Annotated in this window: 16 protein-coding genes; 2 read left to right on the top strand and 14 right to left on the bottom strand. The window is 72.9% G+C overall.

Annotated elements, in window-relative coordinates; all coding sequences use genetic code 11:
• Positions 1-4: 4 nt before the first annotated feature.
• The 12 genes from nuoK to Q6347_RS04055 form a co-directional block, all read right to left on the bottom strand.
• Positions 5-304: an NADH-quinone oxidoreductase subunit NuoK gene (gene nuoK, locus Q6347_RS04110; protein ID WP_171245992.1), complete on the bottom strand. Its 300-nt coding sequence runs from the start codon at positions 302-304 to the stop codon at positions 5-7.
• Entirely contained in the window at positions 304-1,128 is an 825-nt protein-coding gene (locus Q6347_RS04105) for an NADH-quinone oxidoreductase subunit J (protein WP_171245993.1), read from the bottom strand. The genes nuoK and Q6347_RS04105 overlap by 1 nt, the downstream gene beginning before the upstream one ends.
• A complete protein-coding gene (nuoI, locus tag Q6347_RS04100; protein ID WP_304602544.1) occupies positions 1,125-1,907 on the bottom strand; it encodes an NADH-quinone oxidoreductase subunit NuoI in 783 nt (260 codons plus the stop codon). The genes Q6347_RS04105 and nuoI overlap by 4 nt, the downstream gene beginning before the upstream one ends.
• Positions 1,904-3,232 carry an NADH-quinone oxidoreductase subunit NuoH gene (gene nuoH, locus Q6347_RS04095; RefSeq protein ID WP_171245995.1) on the bottom strand — a complete coding sequence of 443 codons (1,329 nt, stop codon included), beginning with the start codon at positions 3,230-3,232 and terminating at the stop codon, positions 1,904-1,906. Before nuoH ends, nuoI begins: the two co-directional genes overlap by 4 nt.
• A complete protein-coding gene (locus Q6347_RS04090) occupies positions 3,229-5,814 on the bottom strand; it encodes an NADH-quinone oxidoreductase subunit G (protein WP_304606756.1) in 2,586 nt (861 codons plus the stop codon). The genes nuoH and Q6347_RS04090 overlap by 4 nt, the downstream gene beginning before the upstream one ends.
• Positions 5,814-7,151, bottom strand: a complete 1,338-nt coding sequence (gene nuoF, locus Q6347_RS04085; RefSeq protein WP_304602547.1) for an NADH-quinone oxidoreductase subunit NuoF — start codon at positions 7,149-7,151, stop codon at positions 5,814-5,816. The genes Q6347_RS04090 and nuoF overlap by 1 nt, the downstream gene beginning before the upstream one ends.
• Positions 7,144-7,980: an NADH-quinone oxidoreductase subunit NuoE gene (gene nuoE, locus Q6347_RS04080; RefSeq protein ID WP_304602548.1), complete on the bottom strand. Its 837-nt coding sequence runs from the start codon at positions 7,978-7,980 to the stop codon at positions 7,144-7,146. Before nuoE ends, nuoF begins: the two co-directional genes overlap by 8 nt.
• Positions 7,977-9,338: an NADH-quinone oxidoreductase subunit D gene (locus tag Q6347_RS04075; RefSeq protein ID WP_304602549.1), complete on the bottom strand. Its 1,362-nt coding sequence runs from the start codon at positions 9,336-9,338 to the stop codon at positions 7,977-7,979. Before Q6347_RS04075 ends, nuoE begins: the two co-directional genes overlap by 4 nt.
• Positions 9,335-10,081: an NADH-quinone oxidoreductase subunit C gene (locus Q6347_RS04070; protein WP_304606755.1), complete on the bottom strand. Its 747-nt coding sequence runs from the start codon at positions 10,079-10,081 to the stop codon at positions 9,335-9,337. The genes Q6347_RS04075 and Q6347_RS04070 overlap by 4 nt, the downstream gene beginning before the upstream one ends.
• Positions 10,078-10,629, bottom strand: a complete 552-nt coding sequence (locus tag Q6347_RS04065) for an NADH-quinone oxidoreductase subunit B family protein (protein WP_171246001.1) — start codon at positions 10,627-10,629, stop codon at positions 10,078-10,080. Before Q6347_RS04065 ends, Q6347_RS04070 begins: the two co-directional genes overlap by 4 nt.
• A 61-nt stretch (positions 10,630-10,690) precedes the next feature.
• Positions 10,691-11,053, bottom strand: a complete 363-nt coding sequence (locus Q6347_RS04060) for an NADH-quinone oxidoreductase subunit A (protein ID WP_171246002.1) — start codon at positions 11,051-11,053, stop codon at positions 10,691-10,693.
• Between the two features lie 138 nt (positions 11,054-11,191).
• On the bottom strand, positions 11,192-12,505 hold the full coding sequence (locus Q6347_RS04055) for a geranylgeranyl reductase family protein (RefSeq protein ID WP_304602551.1): 1,314 nt from the start codon (positions 12,503-12,505) through the stop codon (positions 11,192-11,194).
• A 264-nt stretch (positions 12,506-12,769) separates the two neighbouring features.
• Here Q6347_RS04055 and Q6347_RS04050 point away from each other — a divergent pair, with 264 nt between their 5' ends.
• Entirely contained in the window at positions 12,770-12,931 is a 162-nt protein-coding gene (locus Q6347_RS04050; RefSeq protein ID WP_171246004.1) for a hypothetical protein, read from the top strand.
• Positions 12,932-12,960: 29 nt separating this feature from the next.
• Here the strand turns inward: Q6347_RS04050 and Q6347_RS04045 are convergent, their stop codons facing one another.
• Positions 12,961-13,659: a demethylmenaquinone methyltransferase gene (locus Q6347_RS04045; protein WP_171246005.1), complete on the bottom strand. Its 699-nt coding sequence runs from the start codon at positions 13,657-13,659 to the stop codon at positions 12,961-12,963.
• Between the two features lie 59 nt (positions 13,660-13,718).
• Between Q6347_RS04045 and Q6347_RS04040 the strand changes: the two genes are divergently transcribed.
• The gene (locus tag Q6347_RS04040) at positions 13,719-15,089 is read left to right on the top strand and encodes an isochorismate synthase MenF (protein ID WP_171246006.1); all 1,371 of its coding nucleotides are present in this window, start codon (positions 13,719-13,721) and stop codon (positions 15,087-15,089) included.
• Between the two features lie 95 nt (positions 15,090-15,184).
• Here the strand turns inward: Q6347_RS04040 and Q6347_RS04035 are convergent, their stop codons facing one another.
• On the bottom strand, positions 15,185-16,711 hold the full coding sequence (locus Q6347_RS04035) for a S1C family serine protease (protein WP_304606753.1): 1,527 nt from the start codon (positions 16,709-16,711) through the stop codon (positions 15,185-15,187).
• Between the last annotated feature and the right edge of the window lie 114 nt (positions 16,712-16,825).

The following is a 16,825-nucleotide window of genomic DNA, read 5'->3' as shown; positions in this document are numbered from 1 at the left end:
CTTCCTAGCTCTTGAGCAGGTTGACGTCGTCGACCGAGGCCGACCGGCGGGCACGGAAGATCGTCACGATGATCGCCAGCCCGACCACGACCTCGGCGGCGGCGACGACCATGACGAAGAAGGCCAGGACCTGGCCGGTGACGTCGCCGTGCATCCGCGCGAAGGTGACCAGCGCGAGGTTCGTGGCGTTGAGCATGAGCTCGATCCCCATGAACACCACGATCGTGTTGCGGCGCAGCAGCACCGTCGTCGCGCCGAGCGCGAAGAGCACGACCGACAGGTAGAGGTAGTTCGTCAGCTCCATCAGCGGGTCTCCCCCTCGCTGCTGTCCGGTCCGACGCTCGGCACCGGGTCGTCGGGGACGTCCAGCTCGCGGTGCACCAGCGTCTCCTCGGCGGTGAGGAGCTCGGCGGCCTCGCGCTGCTGACCGCGGATGCGCAGCACCCGCGGCACCGAGTGCTCCAGCGGCCGGCCGGTGTGGTCGAGAGCCGGGGTGTCCATCGCGTTGTTCTGCGCGTACACGCCGGGCGCCGGCAGCGGGCTCAGGTGGCGGCCGGTGGGCAGCGCCGCGATCTTGGCCTCGGCCAGCGCGCGCTGCGTCGGCTTCGCTCCCAGGCGGCGGCGGTGGGTCAGCACCAGTCCGGCGACGGCCGCGGTGACGAGCAGGATGCCGACGACCTCCATGGCCACGACGTAGTGCTCCATCACGACGCGGGCGAGCGCGACCGGGTTGGTCACCCCGCCGGTCTCCGCCAGGCCCCGCGGCGGCGGGAACGTCGACCGGGCGATGACGCCGCCGAGCACGGACGCCAGCCCCAGTCCGAGCAGCAGGCCGACCCAGCGCTGACCCCGGATGGTCTCGGTCAGCGAGTCGGCCGCGTCCACCCCGACGAGCATCAGCACGAAGAGGAACAGCATCATCACCGCGCCGGTGTACACCACGACCTGGACGACGCCGAGGAACGGCGCCTCCTGGGCCACGTAGAGCACGGCCAGGGAGATCATGACGAACACGACGCACACGGCCGCGTGCACGGCCCGCCGCACGACCAGCAGCCCGGAGGCCGCGAGCACCATGAGCGGGGCCAGCACCCAGAACAGGACGGTCTCGCCGCCGGACACGGTCATGGCCGGGCCTCCTCGGTCTGCACGGGGCGGTGGTCCAGGCTGGACTGCGTCGCCGCGGCACGGGTCGCCTCGGCACGGTCCTGGTCGGGCCGCAGGTGGTGGGTGTCCGGGACCGGGGGCGGGGCGTCGCCGGCCACGACGGCGGACGCGGCGTCCAGCGTCGGGTCGTCCGGGCGGTGCTCGCGCACCCAGTCCACCTGCTCCGCGGTCGGTGCGGTGACCTCGCCGCGGTAGTACTCGGTGTCCGTGGTGCCCTCCGCCATCGGGTGCGGGGCGGCGAGCATCCCCTCGGCCAGCGGTGCCAGCAGGTCCTGCTTCTCGTAGATCAGGCCCTCCCGCGTCGGCCCGGCGAGCTCGTAGTCGGGGCCCATCGTCAGCGCCCGCGTCGGGCACGCCTCGATGCACAACCCGCAGAAGATGCAGCGCAGGTAGTTGATCTGGTAGACGCGGCCGTACCGCTCACCCGGGCTCATGTGCGCCTCGGGGGCACCGTCCACCGCGTCGGCGTTGTCCGCGCCCTCGACGTAGATCGCGTCGGCGGGGCACGCCCAGGCGCACAGCTCGCAGCCGATGCACTTCTCGAGCCCGTCCGCGTACCGGTTGAGCTGGTGGCGCCCGTGGTACCGCGTCTGCGGCGGCGTCTTCTTGCGGGGGTACTGCTCGGTGACGGTCGGCTTGAACATCGACGAGAACGTCACGCCGAAGCCGGCCACGGGAGCGAACAGCTCACCGAGGGGTCCCTTCTTCGGGCGCAACGGCTCGTAGGGCTGGTCGCTCATCGCGTCTCCTCGTCGTCGACAGCGGTCGCGGTGCGGGTCTCGGCGTCCTCGGCGGGCGGCACCGTGCGCCGCGCCCGCGGTGAGGGCGGCAGGGTCTGGCCGGGGACGGGCGGGACGGGGTAGCCGCCGGCGAAGGCGTCGAACCCGCCCTCGCCGTCGGTCGTCGCCTCGGCGCCGGTCGGCTTCTTCTCGGGCCACAGCCACAGCACCGCCATCACGACGGCGAGGGCCACGAGGATCCCGACGATCATCTGGGTCTGCGTCACACCGGCCAGGCCCGCCCACTGGAAGACCCCGAGGATCACGACCCAGGCCAGCGCGAACGGGATGAGGACCTTCCAGCCGAAGACCATGAACTGGTCGTAGCGCAGCCGCAGCAGCGTGCCGCGCACCCAGACGAAGAGGAACATCAGCAGCCACACCTTGGCCAGGAACCACAACAGGGGCCACCAGCCGGTGTTGAGCACCCCGTCACCCACCAGCGATAGCGGCCACGGGGCGCGCCACCCGCCGAGGAACAGCGTCGTGGCGACCGCGGAGACGTTGAGCATCGCGATGTACTCCGCGAGGAAGAACCACGCGAACTTCATCGAGGAGTACTCGGTCATGTACCCGCCGACGAGCTCGCCCTCGGCCTCCGGCAGGTCGAACGGCAGCCGGTTGGTCTCGCCCACCATCGAGATGAGGAAGATGACGAACGCGGGGGCCAGCGGGATGAACCACCACAGGCTCGTCTGGGACTCCACGATGGACGACGTCGACATCGAGCCGGCCATGATGAACACGCTGACCAGGCTCAGCCCCATCGCCAGCTCGTAGCTGATCACCTGGGCGGTGGAGCGCACCGACCCCAGCAGCGGGTACGTCGAGCCCGACGACCAGCCGCCCAGCACGATGCCGTACACGCCGATCGAGGCACAGGCCAGGATGTACAGCACGGCCACCGGGAAGTCGGTGAGCTGGGCGGGGGTGGTGAAGTCCGTGAACGGGATGGTCACCGACGGGCCGAACGGGATCACGGCGAAGACGAGCAGCGAGCAGAACACCGAGATCATCGGGGCCAGCAGGTAGACGCGGCGGTCGGCGTTGGTGACCGTCACGTCCTCCTTGAGCAGCAGCTTCATCGCGTCCGCGAGCGACTGCAGCAGACCGAACGGACCGTGCCAGTTCGGGCCCGGCCGCAGCTGCATCCGGGCCACGAGCTTGCGCTCGAACCAGATCGCGAACAGCACGCTGGTCAGCAGGAAGACGACGATGAGCACGGCCTTGACGACCGAGACCCAGATCGTGTCGGCACTGAAGTCGGCGGCGACGCCGGGGATCATGCCTGGACTCCCTTCTCGGCCGGGGCGACCCGGACCTGGCGGCCCGGGGAGACCCCGAGGGTGTCGTGCACACGGCAGCCGCGGGACGCCAGGGGCAGCCACACCACGTGGTCGACCATGTCGGTGATCGCCACCGGCACGGTGATCGCCCCGCGTTCCGTGGAGACCGTGACCTGGTCGCCGTCGAAGACGTCGACCCCGGCCGCGGTCGCGGCGCTCATCCGGGCCACCGGCGTCTTGGCGGTGCCGGCCAGGAACTCCTCGCCGTCCTGCATCGAGCCGTCGTCCAGGAGCAGCCGCCAGCTCGCGAGCACCGCGGACCCCGGCGGGACGCCGGGCGGGTCGTCGGTGGCGTGCTGCGGCGGGTGCGCCCGCGGTCCGTCCCAGGAGCGCAGCGCGGCGATCGAACGGTGGGCCCGCACCGGCTCGGCCGACTGCAGGTCGTGGTCGAGCAGCGTCGCGAGCTCGTGCAGCACCCGGTGGTCCGGCATCGCCGTGGACTCCAGGGCCTGGCCGAAGGACCGGACGCGGCCCTCCCAGTTCCAGTAGGACCCGCCGCGTTCGACCGGCGGGGCCACCGGCAGCACGACGTCGGCCAGCTCGGTGGCCTCGCTGCGGCGCACCTCGAGGGAGACCACGAACCCGGCCGTGGCCAGGGCACGGCGGGCGTGCTCCGGGTCGGGCAGGTCGGCGATCTCGACACCGCCGACCAGGGCCCCGGCGAGCTGCCCCACGCTCAGGGCGTCGAGGATCCCGGCGGTGTCCAGACCGCGGGTGGCGGGCAGGTCGTCCACGGAGACGCCCCAGGTGGCGGCGACCTCGGCGCGGGCCGTGCGGTCCTCCAGCGGCCGTCCGCCGGGCAGCAGGCCCGGCAGCAGACCGGCCTCCACGCCACCGCGCTCCCCGGCGCGGCGCGGGATCCAGGCCAGCCGTGCACCCGTGGTCTCCGCCAGCTCCAGGGCGGCGGCGTAGGCACCGGGCGACCCGGCCAGGCGCTCGCCGACCAGGAGCACCGCGCCCGGTCGGGCCAGCGCCTCGGCGGCCTCCAGGACGCGCGGGTCGTCGGAGTCGGCCCGGCTGGTGCTCCCGGAGGCCTGCCGGGCGACGGCGCCGAGCCACTCGGCCTCCGTGCCCGGGGCGGCCGGCAGCAGCGTGCCGTCGAGCCGGGACAGGCCCCGGCTCGTGAAGGGCGCGACCGAGAACACGCGGGTCCCCTTCCTGACGCCCTTGCGCAGCCGCAGGAACGTGACGCCGGCCTCCTCCTCGGCCTCCAGCCCGGCGAGCAGCACCGCCGGTGCCGCCTCCAGATCACCGAAGGTCACGCCGACGCCGGTGCCGGCCACGGCGTGGGCGAGGAAGTCCGCCTCCTCCACCGAGTGCACGCGGACGCGCTGGTCGACGTCGTCCGTGCGCAGCACCGTGCGCGCGAAACGGGACCAGGCGAAGGCGTCCTCCACGGTGAGACGGCCGCCCGGCAGCACGCCGACCCCGCCGTCGTCGCGGGCCGCGGCCAGTCCCCGGGCGGCGACCTCGAGGGCCTCCACCCACGAGGCGGGGCGCAGCGCGCCGTCCTCGCGGACCAGCGGGGTGGTCAGACGGTCCGGCGCGTCCTGCCAGGTGAACGCGAACCGGTCCTTGTCCGTGATCCACTCCTCGTTGACCGCCGGGTCGTCGCCGGCCAGCCGGCGCATCACCGAGCCGCGGCGGTGGTCGACGCGGATCGCCGAGCCGCAGGCGTCGTGCTCGGCGATGCCGGGGGTGGACACGAGGTCGAAGGGACGCGACCGGAACCGGTACCGCGCCCCCGTGAGGGCACCCACCGGGCAGATCTGCACCGTGTTGCCGGAGAAGTAGGAGGCGAACGGCTGCCCCGAGGCGTCGGGCAGGGCGACACCCTGCGGGACGTCCACGGCGGTCTCGGCCCGGTGCTGGCCGCACGGCGGGGCGAAGTCGAGCACGTCCTCGTCGAAGCGCCCGATCTGCTGATGGGCGCCGCGCTCCTGCAGGTCGATGAAGACGTCGCCGGCGATCTCCTCGCTGAACCGCGTGCACCGCTGGCAGAGCACGCAGCGCTCCCGGTCGAGCAGGATCTGCGTGGACACCTGGATCGGCTTGGGGAAGGTCCGCTTGACGTCGGTGAAGCGCGAGTCCGACCGGCCGTGGCTCATCGCCTGGTTCTGCAGCGGGCACTCACCGCCCTTGTCGCACACGGGGCAGTCCAGCGGGTGGTTCATGAGCAGCAGCTCCATGACCCCCTGCTGGGCCTTGTCCGCGACCGCGGACGTGCGCTGGGTGCGCACCACCATGCCCGGCACGACCGTCATCGTGCACGAGGCCTGCGGCTTGGGCATCGGCCGCAGGTTGCCCTCGCGGTCGGGCATCTCCACCTCGACCAGGCACTGCCGGCAGGCCCCCGCGGGCTCCAGCAGCGGATGGTCGCAGAACCGGGGGATCTCGATGCCGACCTGCTCGGCGGCGCGGATCACCAGCGTGCCCTTGGGCACGGTGACCTCGACCTCGTCGATCGTGCAGGTCACCGTCTCCACCGGCTGGTCGGTGTGCCGGTCCGTGGTCGCGGTCATCAGTGGCCTCCTGCACCCGCGAGCGCCGGCGGCGCCTGGGGCGTGTCGTCGAACAGCGTGGAGCGGGCGGGGTCGAACGGGCACCCGCGCCCGTCGAGGTGCGCCTCGTACTCGTCGCGGAAGTACTCGATGGACGAGGTGATCGGCGAGGTCGCTCCGTCGCCCAGGGCGCAGAACGCCCGGCCGAGGATGTTGTCGCACAGGTCCAGCAGCACCTCGATGTCCCCGGCCTCCCCCGCGCCGGCCTCGATGCGGTGCAGGATCTGCTTGAGCCAGTACGTGCCCTCGCGGCACGGGGTGCACTTGCCGCAGGACTCGTGGGCGTAGAAGTCGGTCCAGCGGCTCACCGCCCGCACCACGCAGGTCGTCTCGTCGAAGATCTGCAGCGCGCGGGTGCCGAGCATCGACCCGGCGGCCCCCACGGACTCGTAGTCCAGCGGGACGTCCAGGTGCTCGGCGGTGAACAGCGGCGTCGAGGACCCGCCCGGCGTCCAGAACTTCAGCTCGTGGCCCTCGCGGACCCCGCCGGCCAGGTCGAGCAGCTCGCGCAGGGTGATGCCCAGCGGTGCCTCGAACTGCCCGGGCCGGGTCACGTGGCCCGACAGGGAGAACAGCCCGTGCCCGGTCGACTTCTCGGTGCCCATCGACGAGAACCAGTCGGCTCCGTGGGCGACGATGCCCGGGACGGAGGCGATGGACTCGACGTTGTTCACCACGGTGGGCCGGGCGTACAGCCCCGCGACGGCGGGGAACGGCGGCTTGAGCCGCGGCTGACCGCGACGGCCCTCGAGCGAGTCCAGCAGCGCCGTCTCCTCGCCGCAGATGTAGGCGCCGGCCCCGGCGTGCACGGTCACCTCGAGGTCGAAGCCGGACCCGTGGATGTTCTTCCCCAGGTGGCCGGCGTCGTAGGCCTCGCGCACGGCAGCGAGCAGCCGGCGGTACACGTGCAGCACCTCGCCACGCACGTAGATGAAGGCGTGGTGGCAGCCGATCGCGTAGCTGGTGATCGCCACCCCCTCGACCAGGTGCTGCGGGCTGGCCAGCATGAGCGGGATGTCCTTGCAGGTGCCCGGCTCCGACTCGTCGGCGTTGACCACCAGGTAGCGGGGGCCGCCGTCGGGCGGGGGCAGGAACCCCCACTTCATCCCGGCGGGGAACCCGGCGCCGCCACGACCGCGCAGCCCGGAGTCCTTGACGAGCTGGACGAGGTCCGCGGGGTCCCGGGTCAGCGCCGTGCGCAGCCCCGTGTAGCCGCCCGCCGCCTCGTAGGTGGCGAGCTTCCACGAGCCCTCCGCGTCCCAGGTGTCGGTCAGGACCGGCGTCAACGTGTCAGTCATCGTCACCCTCCTTCGCGTCGGCCGGCCCGGCGGGACCCGTGTCGTCCGACGGCGTCGTCGGCTTGCGCTCGGCGCTGGACTGTCCGGTGCCGGTCTCCGGCGGCACCTCGGCACGCGGCGTGCCGGAGATCTCGCGCTGGTCGGTGCCCGGTGCGGTCCAGCCGCGCTCGCGGGCGATCCGCAGGCCCTCGAGGGTCGGGCCGCCGGCGCCGACGCCCTCGTCGGCGCGGCCGTCGTCGAAGCCGGCCAGGACCCGGCTCATCTTCTTGAAGGAGCAGACCGAGTCCGCCCCGCGCGTCGGGGTGACCTGCTCGCCGGCGCGCAGCCGGTCGGTCAGCTCGGCGGCCGACTCCGGGGTCTGGTTGTCGAAGAACTCCCAGTTGACCATCACGACGGGGGCGTAGTCGCAGGCGGCGTTGCACTCGACGCGCTCCAGCGTGACGGAGCCGTCCGGCGTCGTCTCGTCGTGCCCGACGTCCAGGTGCTGGCTGAGCCGGTCGAAGATCGCGTCCCCGCCCATCACGGCGCACAGCGTGTTCGTGCACACCCCGACGGTGTACTCGCCGTTGGGGCGGCGCTTGTACTGGGTGTAGAAGGTCGCCACCGCCGAGACCTCGGCCGCGGTCATGCCGAGCTGCTCGGCGCAGAAGACGATGCCGTCGCGGCTGACGTAGCCGTCGACGGACTGCACCAGGTGCAGCAGCGGCAACAGTCCGGACCGCGGGTCCGGGTAGCGGGCCTTGATCGTCTCCGCGTCGGCCTCGAGCGCGGCCAGCGTCTCGGCGTCGTACCCCGTGCGCGAGCGTGCGCCCACCGGTTCGGCCGTCATCGGTCCACCCCTCCCAGCACCGGGTCCAGGGACGCGACGGCGACGACGACGTCGGCCACCTGGCCGCCCTCGCACATCACCGACACGGCCTGGAGATTGTTGAACGACGGGTCGCGGAAGTGCGCCCGGTAGGGGCGCGTGCCGCCGTCGGACACCACGTGGACGCCGAGCTCGCCGCGCGGGTGCTCGACCGTCTGCCACGCCTGCCCGGCCGGCACCCCGAAGCCCTCGGTCACCAGCTTGAAGTGGTGGATGAGGGCCTCCATGGAGGTGCCCATGATCTTGCGGATGTGGTCCAGGGAGTTGCCCTGGCCGTCGGAGCCGACGGCCAGCTGGGCGGGCCAGGCGATCTTCTTGTCCGCCACCATCACCGGTGCCCCGGCGGTGTCGTCGAGCCGTGCCAGGCACTGCTCGACGATCTTCAGCGACTGGTAGCACTCCTCGATCCGCAGCACGACGCGGGCGTAGCAGTCGGCGGCCGTGTCCGTGGGGACGTCGAAGTCGTAGTCCTCGTACCCGCTGTACGGGAACGCCTTGCGCACGTCGTACGGGTGCCCGGCCGACCGCAGGACCGGGCCGGTGACGCCGAGGGCGAAGGCACCGGACAGGTTCAGCACGCCCACGCCCTGCAGCCGGGACTTGAAGATCGGGTTCGCGAGCATCAGGTCGCCCAGCATCCCGATGTACTTGCGCAGGCTCGGCAGCAGGGAGCGGACGTTCTCGGTGAAGTCCTCGGGCACGTCCTGGGCGACGCCGCCGGGCCGGATGTACGCGTGGTTCATCCGCAGGCCGGTGACCGCCTCGAACAGGCGCAGGATCTCCTCCCGGGCGGTGAACCCGAGGGTCATGATCGTCGTGGCGCCCATCTCGTTGCCGCCCGTGCCCAGGCAGACCAGGTGGGAGGCGACCCGGTTGAGCTCCATCATCAGCACGCGGATCACGCTGGCCCGCTCGGGCACGTCGTCGGTGATGCCGAGCAGCCGTTCGGTCCCCAGGCAGTAGGCCGCCTCCTGGAAGAGCGGCGCCAGGTAGTCCATCCGGGTGCAGAACGTGGTGCCCTGCGTCCAGGTGCGGTACTCCATGTTCTTCTCGATGCCGGTGTGCAGGTAGCCGATCCCGCACCGGGCCTCGGTCACCGTCTCGCCGTCGATCTCCAGCATCAGGCGCAGCACGCCGTGCGTGGAGGGGTGCTGGGGACCCATGTTGACGACGATGCGTTCCTCGCCGATCGCCTCGCGGGCGATCTCGTCCCAGTCGCCGCCCGAGGCCTCGAAACCGGCGACACCGGGTCCGTAGTCCTCGGCCGCGGGTCCGGTCGAGTGCACCGAGTGCGGCACGTCGTGCGCCGGGGCCGTCATGAGTACTCCCTCCGGACGTTCGGCGGTGGCACCGTGGCGCCCTTGTACTCCACGGGGATGCCGCCGAGCGGGTAGTCCTTGCGCTGCGGGTGACCCGGCCAGTCGTCGGGCATCTCGATCCGGGCCAGCGCGGGGTGGCCCTCGAAGACGATCCCGAAGAAGTCCCACGTCTCGCGCTCGTGCCAGTCGTTGGCCGGGTAGACCGTCGTCGTCGACGGCAGGTGCGGGTCGTCGTCGGGGCAGGTGACCTCCAGCCGCAGGCGCCGGCCGTGCGTCACGGAGGTGAGGTGGTAGACGGCGTGCAGCTCGCGGCCGACGTCGTCCGGGTAGTGGACGCCCGAGACGCCCAGGGACAGCTCGAAGCGCAGGTCCTGGTCGTCGCGCAGCGCCCGGCAGACCGCCATCAGGTGCTCGCGGGCGACGTACAGCGTCATCTCGGCGTCCCGGCTCGGGCCCTCTCCCTCGGCGGTCCGCCGCGGGTCGGTGATCACCACCCGTTCGACCGCGTCGGCGAAGGGCACGTCCGCCTCGCCGAGCACCTCGGCCAGCACGTCCACGACCTCGTCGAACCACCCGCCGTACGGGCGCGACGCCGCGGCCGGCATCGTCACCGTGCGGGTCAGCCCGCCGTAGCCGGACGTGTCCCCAGTGCCCTGCACCCCGAACATGCCGGTGGTCTCGCGGACGACCTCGGCCGTCGGTCCCTGCTGCCGGCGCTCGACCTCGCCGGAGTGCTCGCTCATCGCAGCAGTCCCGGCATCTGGGAGGTCGGCGTCGCCTCGAGGGCCGCGGCCTCGGCGGCCTTCGCCGCCTCGACGCGGTTGACGCCCATCGGGGAGTCCTGGATCTGCTGGTGCAGCGCGAGGATCGCGTTGATGAGCATCTCCGGGCGGGGCGGGCAGCCGGGCAGGTAGATGTCCACGGGGAGCACGTGGTCGACGCCCTGCACGATCGCGTAGTTGTTGAACATGCCGCCGCTGGAGGCGCACACGCCCATGGAGAGCACCCACTTGGGCTCGCTCATCTGGTCGTAGACCTGCCGCACGACGGGCGCCATCTTCTGGCTGACACGGCCCGCCACGATCATCAGGTCCGCCTGGCGCGGCGAGGCCCGGAAGACCTCCATGCCGAACCGCGACAGGTCGAACCGCGAGGCGCCGGCCGCCATCATCTCGATGGCGCAGCACGCCAGGCCGAACGTCACCGGCCACACCGACGCCTTGCGCAGGTAGCCGGCGAGATCCTCGATCGTCGTCAGCAGGAACCCCGAGGGGGACTCCTCCAGACCCATGACTCCTCCTTCGCGGAGATCTCGGTGCCGGCGACCGCCGGCACCCTTGCCGAACTGCCCGTCAGACCCAGTCGAACCCCCCGCGCCGCCACTCGTAGACGAACGGCACGGTGATCAGGGCCAGGAACACGAGCATCGCCGCCAGCCCGAAGCCGGCCAGCACCGTGAAGTCGACCGCCCACGGGTAGAGGAAGACGACCTCGATGTCGAAGACGATGAACGTCATCGCCACCAGGTAGTACTTGATCGGGAGCCGACCGCCCCCGGTGGCGTGCGGGGTGGGCTCGATCCCGCACTCGTAGGCGTCGAGCTTGGCCCGGTTGTACTTGCGGGGTCCGATCACCGCGCTCGCACCGACCCCGCCGAGGGCCAGCACGGCGGCGATCCCCATGAGGACCAGCACCGGGACGTACGGGTTGCTCATCGGTTCTCCTCACCCATGCCTGTGTCACTTCCTCGTGCCACGACGCGCCTCATGCCAGGTCGCTCCCGCACGAACGGTGCGGTGCCCCGCTCCGGCACGTCTCGTTCCTCGCCGTCCCTGCGCGAGGGCTCCTCGCGCTCATGACGCCGGGACCACCCTGGTCAGTCCGGCGATGACCCGGTCGATCCAGTCGCCGCCGCGGGGCTCGTAGCAGTCCGAGAGCAGCTTGAGCACGAACTGCATGACCACCGGTCGCGGCAGCCCGTACTTCACGCACGCCCGCATCACCGCGGGGTGCTCGATGAGCTGCACGAACCAGCGGCCCAGCGTGTAGTAGCCGCCCAGGTCGTCGCGCATGCGGTCGGTGTAGGTGGCCAGGGTGCGCTCGCGGGCGTCGTCGGTCAGCCGCGTGCGGGCCTGCGCGATCGCGTCGGCGGCGACGCGGCCGGCCTGCAGGGCGTAGGCGATGCCCTCGCCGTTGAACGGGCTGACCATCCCGGCGGCGTCGCCGACCAGGACGGTGCCGTCGCGGTACATCGGGCTGCGGTTGAACCCCATCGGCAGCGCGGCGCCCCGGACGGGCCCGATCTGGTTCTCGGGGGTGAACCCCCACTCCGGCGGGGTGTTGGCGGTCCAGGCCGTCATCATGGCCCGGTAGTCGTGCCCCTGGGCGGACTGGCGCGCCGGGGTGGAGCTCACGGAACCCAGCCCGACGTTCGCGGTGCCGTCGCCGAGGGCGAAGATCCAGCCGTAGCCGGGCAGCAGGTTCGACGCGCCCGGGGTGCCGTCCCACAGCTCGAGGTGCGACTCCATGAAGCGGTCCGCGTGCCGGGGCGTGCCCTCGGTGCGGTAGTAGGTCCGCACCGCCGTCCCCATCGGCCGGTCGTCCCGCCGGGTCAGCCCGAGCGCGGTCGCGAACCGGGAGGAGACGCCGTCGGCCGCCACCACGACCGGCGCCCGGTAGGTGCGGGGGGCGCCGTCGGCGCGTCCGCGGGCGTCCAGCGGCTGGGCCTGCACCCCGACCACGCGGCCCGTGCGCTCGTCGGTCTCCGGGCCGGTGACCTTGGTGCGCTCGAGGAGCTTGGCGCCCGAGGCCTGCGCGTGCTGGACGAGGCCGTGGTCGAGCGTCATGCGGGAGCGGGCGAGCCCGTACCCCGGGTAGGTGGTCAGCTCCGGCCAGGCCAGCTCCCAGGAGCGGCCGCCCGCGACGACGCGCAGCCCCTCGTTGCGGATCCAGCCGTCCTCGGCGCGGGTGTCGACGCCCATGCGGGCGAGCTCGGCCACGGCGCGCGGCGTCAGGCCGTCACCGCAGATCTTGTCGCGCGGGAAGGCGGACTTCTCCAGGAGCAGCACGTCCAGGCCGGCGACGGCGCACCAGTGCGCGGCCGCGGCCCCGGCGGGACCTGCACCGACGACGATCACGTCCGCGTCGTCACGATCTACCGCTCGCACTGCTCACCTCCCGCCGCAGGAGACCTCGGCACCCTCGCCGAGGCCACTTGTGAACCCGCTCACAACGTTCTGCGTGCACTCTAACCACGTTCAGCGACCGATGTGTAGGAAGGCAACCCTTCGTTGACGCCGGGGCGGTCACGGGGTGGCCCGGGAGGGCGCCACGACGAGCAGGAACGGTGGCGGCACGACGGGTCACGGCATACGGTCGTGAGCGCATCGCCCCGATCGTCCAGCCACAGGAGGCACCTGAAGATGAAGGCCGTGACCGCACTCGCCGTCGGCGTCGCCGTGGGGTACTACCTCGGCACCGAGCAGGGCAGGGAGAAGCTCGAGCAGGCCAGGAAGCTGGCCGTCGACACCTGGAACGACCCCCGGGTGCAGGAGAAGGTCGCCGGAGCCCAGACGCGGGCCTCCGGCAACTGAGCGACCCCGGCCCGACCTCCCGGCGATCGTCAGTCGGCGGGTCGGGTCGCCCGGTGCAGGGCCACGATGCCGCCGGTGAGGTTCCGGTAGGCCACGCGGCTCCACCCGGCCCCCAGCATCAGCCGGCCGAGCCCGTCCTGGTCCGGCCAGGCGCGGATCGACTCGGCCAGGTACTCGTACGACCCCTTGTCCCGCGTGACCGCCCCGGCCACCGCCGGCAGCGCACGCATCAGGTACTCCAGGTAGACCTGACGGAACGGCGCCCACACGGGGTGCGAGAACTCGCAGATCACCACCCGCCCGCCCGGGCGCGTCACCCGCAGCATCTCGCGCAGCGCGGCCGAGGTGTCCACGACGTTGCGCAGACCGAAGCTGATCGTCACGGCGTCGAAGGTCGCGTCCGCGAACGGCAGCCGCGTCGCGTCGCCGGCCACGAAGGGCAGGTCCGCCCGACGCTGCTTGCCGACCTGGAGCATCCCCATCGAGAAGTCGGACGGGACGACGACGGCACCGGCGTCCGCGAACGGCTCGCTCGAGGTCCCCGTCCCGGCGGCGAGATCGAGCACCCGCTCCCCCGGGCCGGCCCCGACCGCGGCCACCGTCGCCCGCCGCCAGGAGCGGTCCTGGCCCAGGGAGACGATGTCGTTGGTGAGGTCGTAGCGCTCGGCGATCCCGTCGAACATCGAGGCGACCTCGACGGGCTTCTTCTCCAGGCTGGCGCGCGACATGGCCACATCGTCCCACGGCCGACGGTCGACGGTCCCCACGCGGCGTACCCTGGACCCTGATGTCCGCCACGCCCCACCCGGCGCCGGTCCCGCCGTCGGGCGCGTCCGCCGGCACCCCCGTCCCCGCACCCGAGCCGCCGCGGCTCGTGGTCCGCACCACACGGCTGGACCCCCTGCCGGGCGAGCTCACCGCGCTGGTCGACCTGCTCCCGGACGAACGCCCGCTGACCTGGGTCCGCCGCGGTGACGGCATCGTCGGCTGGGGCGAGGCCCTGCGCCTGGACACCTACGGCCCGGGGCGATTCGCCGACGCCGACGCCGCCTGGCGCGCCGCCCTCGCCCGCGCCGTCGTGCGCGACGAGGTCCGTCTGCCCGGCAGCGGCCCGGTGGCCTTCGGCACGTTCGCGTTCGACGACGGCGGGACCGGCGAGGCCTTCGACGGGTCCTCGCCGCAGGGGTCGCTCGTCGTGCCGCGGGTCGTCGTCGGGCGCCGGGGCGACGTGACGTGGATGACCACGATCGCCGTCGACGGGACGCTCGAGGCCCCCGGGGACGCCGGCCTGGCCGCCACGGCACGCACCCCGGTCCACGACCCCGGCCGGGTGACGCTCACCGACGGGGCGGTCGGCGCCCGCGACTGGCCTGCGGTCGTGGCCGAGGGGGTCGCCCGCATCCAGGCCGGCGAGCTGGAGAAGGTCGTGCTGGCCCGCGACGTCGTCGCCACCACCGAACGTCCCGTGGACCCGCGCTGGCTGCTGCGCCGGCTGGCGGCGCGCTACGAGTCCTGCTGGACGTTCTCCGTGGCCGGGATGATCGGCGCCACCCCCGAGCTGCTGCTGCGCAGCGAGAAGGGTCTGGTCACCTCCCGCGTCCTGGCGGGCACCATCCGCCGTGAACCCGGGATGAGCGACGACGACGCGCTGCTGCACGCCGCGCACCTGGCGCGCTCGTCGAAGGACCTGGAGGAGCACGAGTTCGCCGTGGCCTCGGTCGCGCGCTCCCTGGCGCCGTTCTGCTCGTCGATGAACGTCCCGGACACGCCGTTCGTGCTGCACCTGCCGAACGTCATGCACCTGGCCTCCGACGTCACCGCGGTGCTGGACCCCGCCACCCGGTCGAGCTCCCTGTCGCTCGCCGCGGCGCTGCACCCCTCGGCGGCCGTGTGCGGCACACCGACGGTGGCCGCGCGCGACCTCATCCGCGAGATCGAGGGGATGGACCGGTCGCGGTACGCCGGGCCGGTGGGCTGGGTCGGCGCCGACGGCGACGGCGAGTGGGGCATCGCGCTGCGGTCCGCGGAGCTCGCCGACGACCCGCACCACCTCCGCCTGTTCGCCGGCTGCGGGATCGTCGCGGCCTCCGACCCGGAGGCGGAGCTCGCCGAGTCGGAGGCGAAGCTCGTGCCCATGCGCTGGGCCCTCGGCGTCTGAGCGACGTCCCGTCCGCACGGAGGGAGCGGGTCCGGTCGACAGCTCGACCGGACCCGCTCCGCGCGACCGCACCGGTGTGACCGGGAGGGGACCGGTCAGTCGCCGAACAGCTCGCGCAGCCAGTTCGGGACGTTGTCCGGCGCCGTCGGGTCGGACGACCCGTCCTGACCCTCCTGCTGCTGGTCCTGGTCCCGCTGCTGGTCCTGGTCCTGCTGCTGGTCGCGCTGCTGGTCCTGTCCGCCCTGGCCGGACCCGACGGTCTCCTCGCGGACCGCGAAGGAGACGTCGACCGAGGCCGCCCGGCCGTCACGCACGTAGGTGACGGACGCCGACTCGCCCGCGGTGCGCTCGCGCACGTAGGCGGTCAGCGACTCGGCACCGCTGACCGAGTCGTCGTCGATGGCGACGACGACGTCACCGGCCTGCAGGCCGGCCTCCGCGGCGGGTGAACCGCCGACGACCTCGACGACCTCGGCACCCCGGCGCGTGACGCCGTCGGCGGTCGCCGTCGCGTCCCGCAGGGACACGCCCAGGAACGCGTGCTCGGCGGTGCCGTCCTCGACGAGCTGGTCGGAGACGTTCGTGGCCAGGTTCACCGGGATCGCGAACCCGAGACCGATCGACCCGGAGGCGCCGCCCGCCCCGCCGGACATCGTCGCGATGGACGAGGTGATCCCGACGACCCGGCCCTGCGCGTCGAACAGCGGTCCCCCGGAGTTGCCCGGGTTGACGGCCGCGTCGATCTGGATCGCGTTGGTCACCACGACGTCGCCACCGTCCCTGCCGGACGCCGCCACGGGGCGGTCCAGCGCCGAGACGATGCCGGTGGTCGCCGTGTTGGCCAGGCCGAGCGGGTTGCCGACGGCCAGGACGGAGTCACCGACCTGGACGGCGTCCGAGTCGCCGAACGTCGCGGGCTGCAGGTCGTCCGGGGGGTCGACCAGCTGGACCACGGCGAGGTCGGTCGTGGGGTCGGTGCCCACGATCGTGGCCTCGTACAGGCGCCCGTCCGACAGGGTGACCTGGACGGTGCCGTCCGCGGCGCCGGCGACCACGTGGTTGTTGGTCAGGACGTGCCCGGCCTCGTCGACGACGACACCCGACCCCTCGGACCCGCCGGACTGGCTGCTCACCTGGATCGCCACGACGGACGGCGCGACGGCCGAGGTGACGGCCTGCCAGTCCGGGTTCTCGCTGGTCGAGCTGGCCACGGGGGCCGCCTGCGAGGTCGTGGACGCGCCCACCTCGGCGAGCGAGGACTCGCTCGTGCCGTCGTCGAGCAGGGACACCGCGCCGACCGTCGCCACGCTCGCGAGCACGGCGGCGCCGGCGGCCGCGGCGACGACCGGCACCCACGGGGTGCGACGCCGCTCGGCGCCCGCCGCCGGCGGGTACGTCGGCGCGCCCCCGGACCATCCGGTCTGGTAGGACGGGCCGTAGGCCGGGCCGGGCTGGTACGACGGCGCCGCGCCGACGGGCTGCGGCGCGGCCTGCCGGTCGGGTGCCGGAGCCTGCGTCGCGGCGCCCTCGTGGCGTGCGGCCGGCAGCGGGTGCGTCGGCTGCTCGACGGGGTGCTCCTGGCCCGACGGCTGCTGCGGTGCGGGGGTGTGCTCGGTGCTCATGTGCCCTCCTCGATGTCTGCCCCTACACCACACCATCAGCCTTGGCCGAGCCTTGGGCGGACCTGAGAGTTTCCTGTCAACCGCCGTCCCCTCGTGCCGAGGACACCCGTCGTC

This window comes from Isoptericola sp. b408 (assembly GCF_030588085.1).
Classification (GTDB): domain Bacteria; phylum Actinomycetota; class Actinomycetes; order Actinomycetales; family Cellulomonadaceae; genus Isoptericola; species Isoptericola sediminis.
Note: the sequence above shows the minus strand (reverse complement) of the source record. Positions and strands in the feature narration are given on the sequence as shown.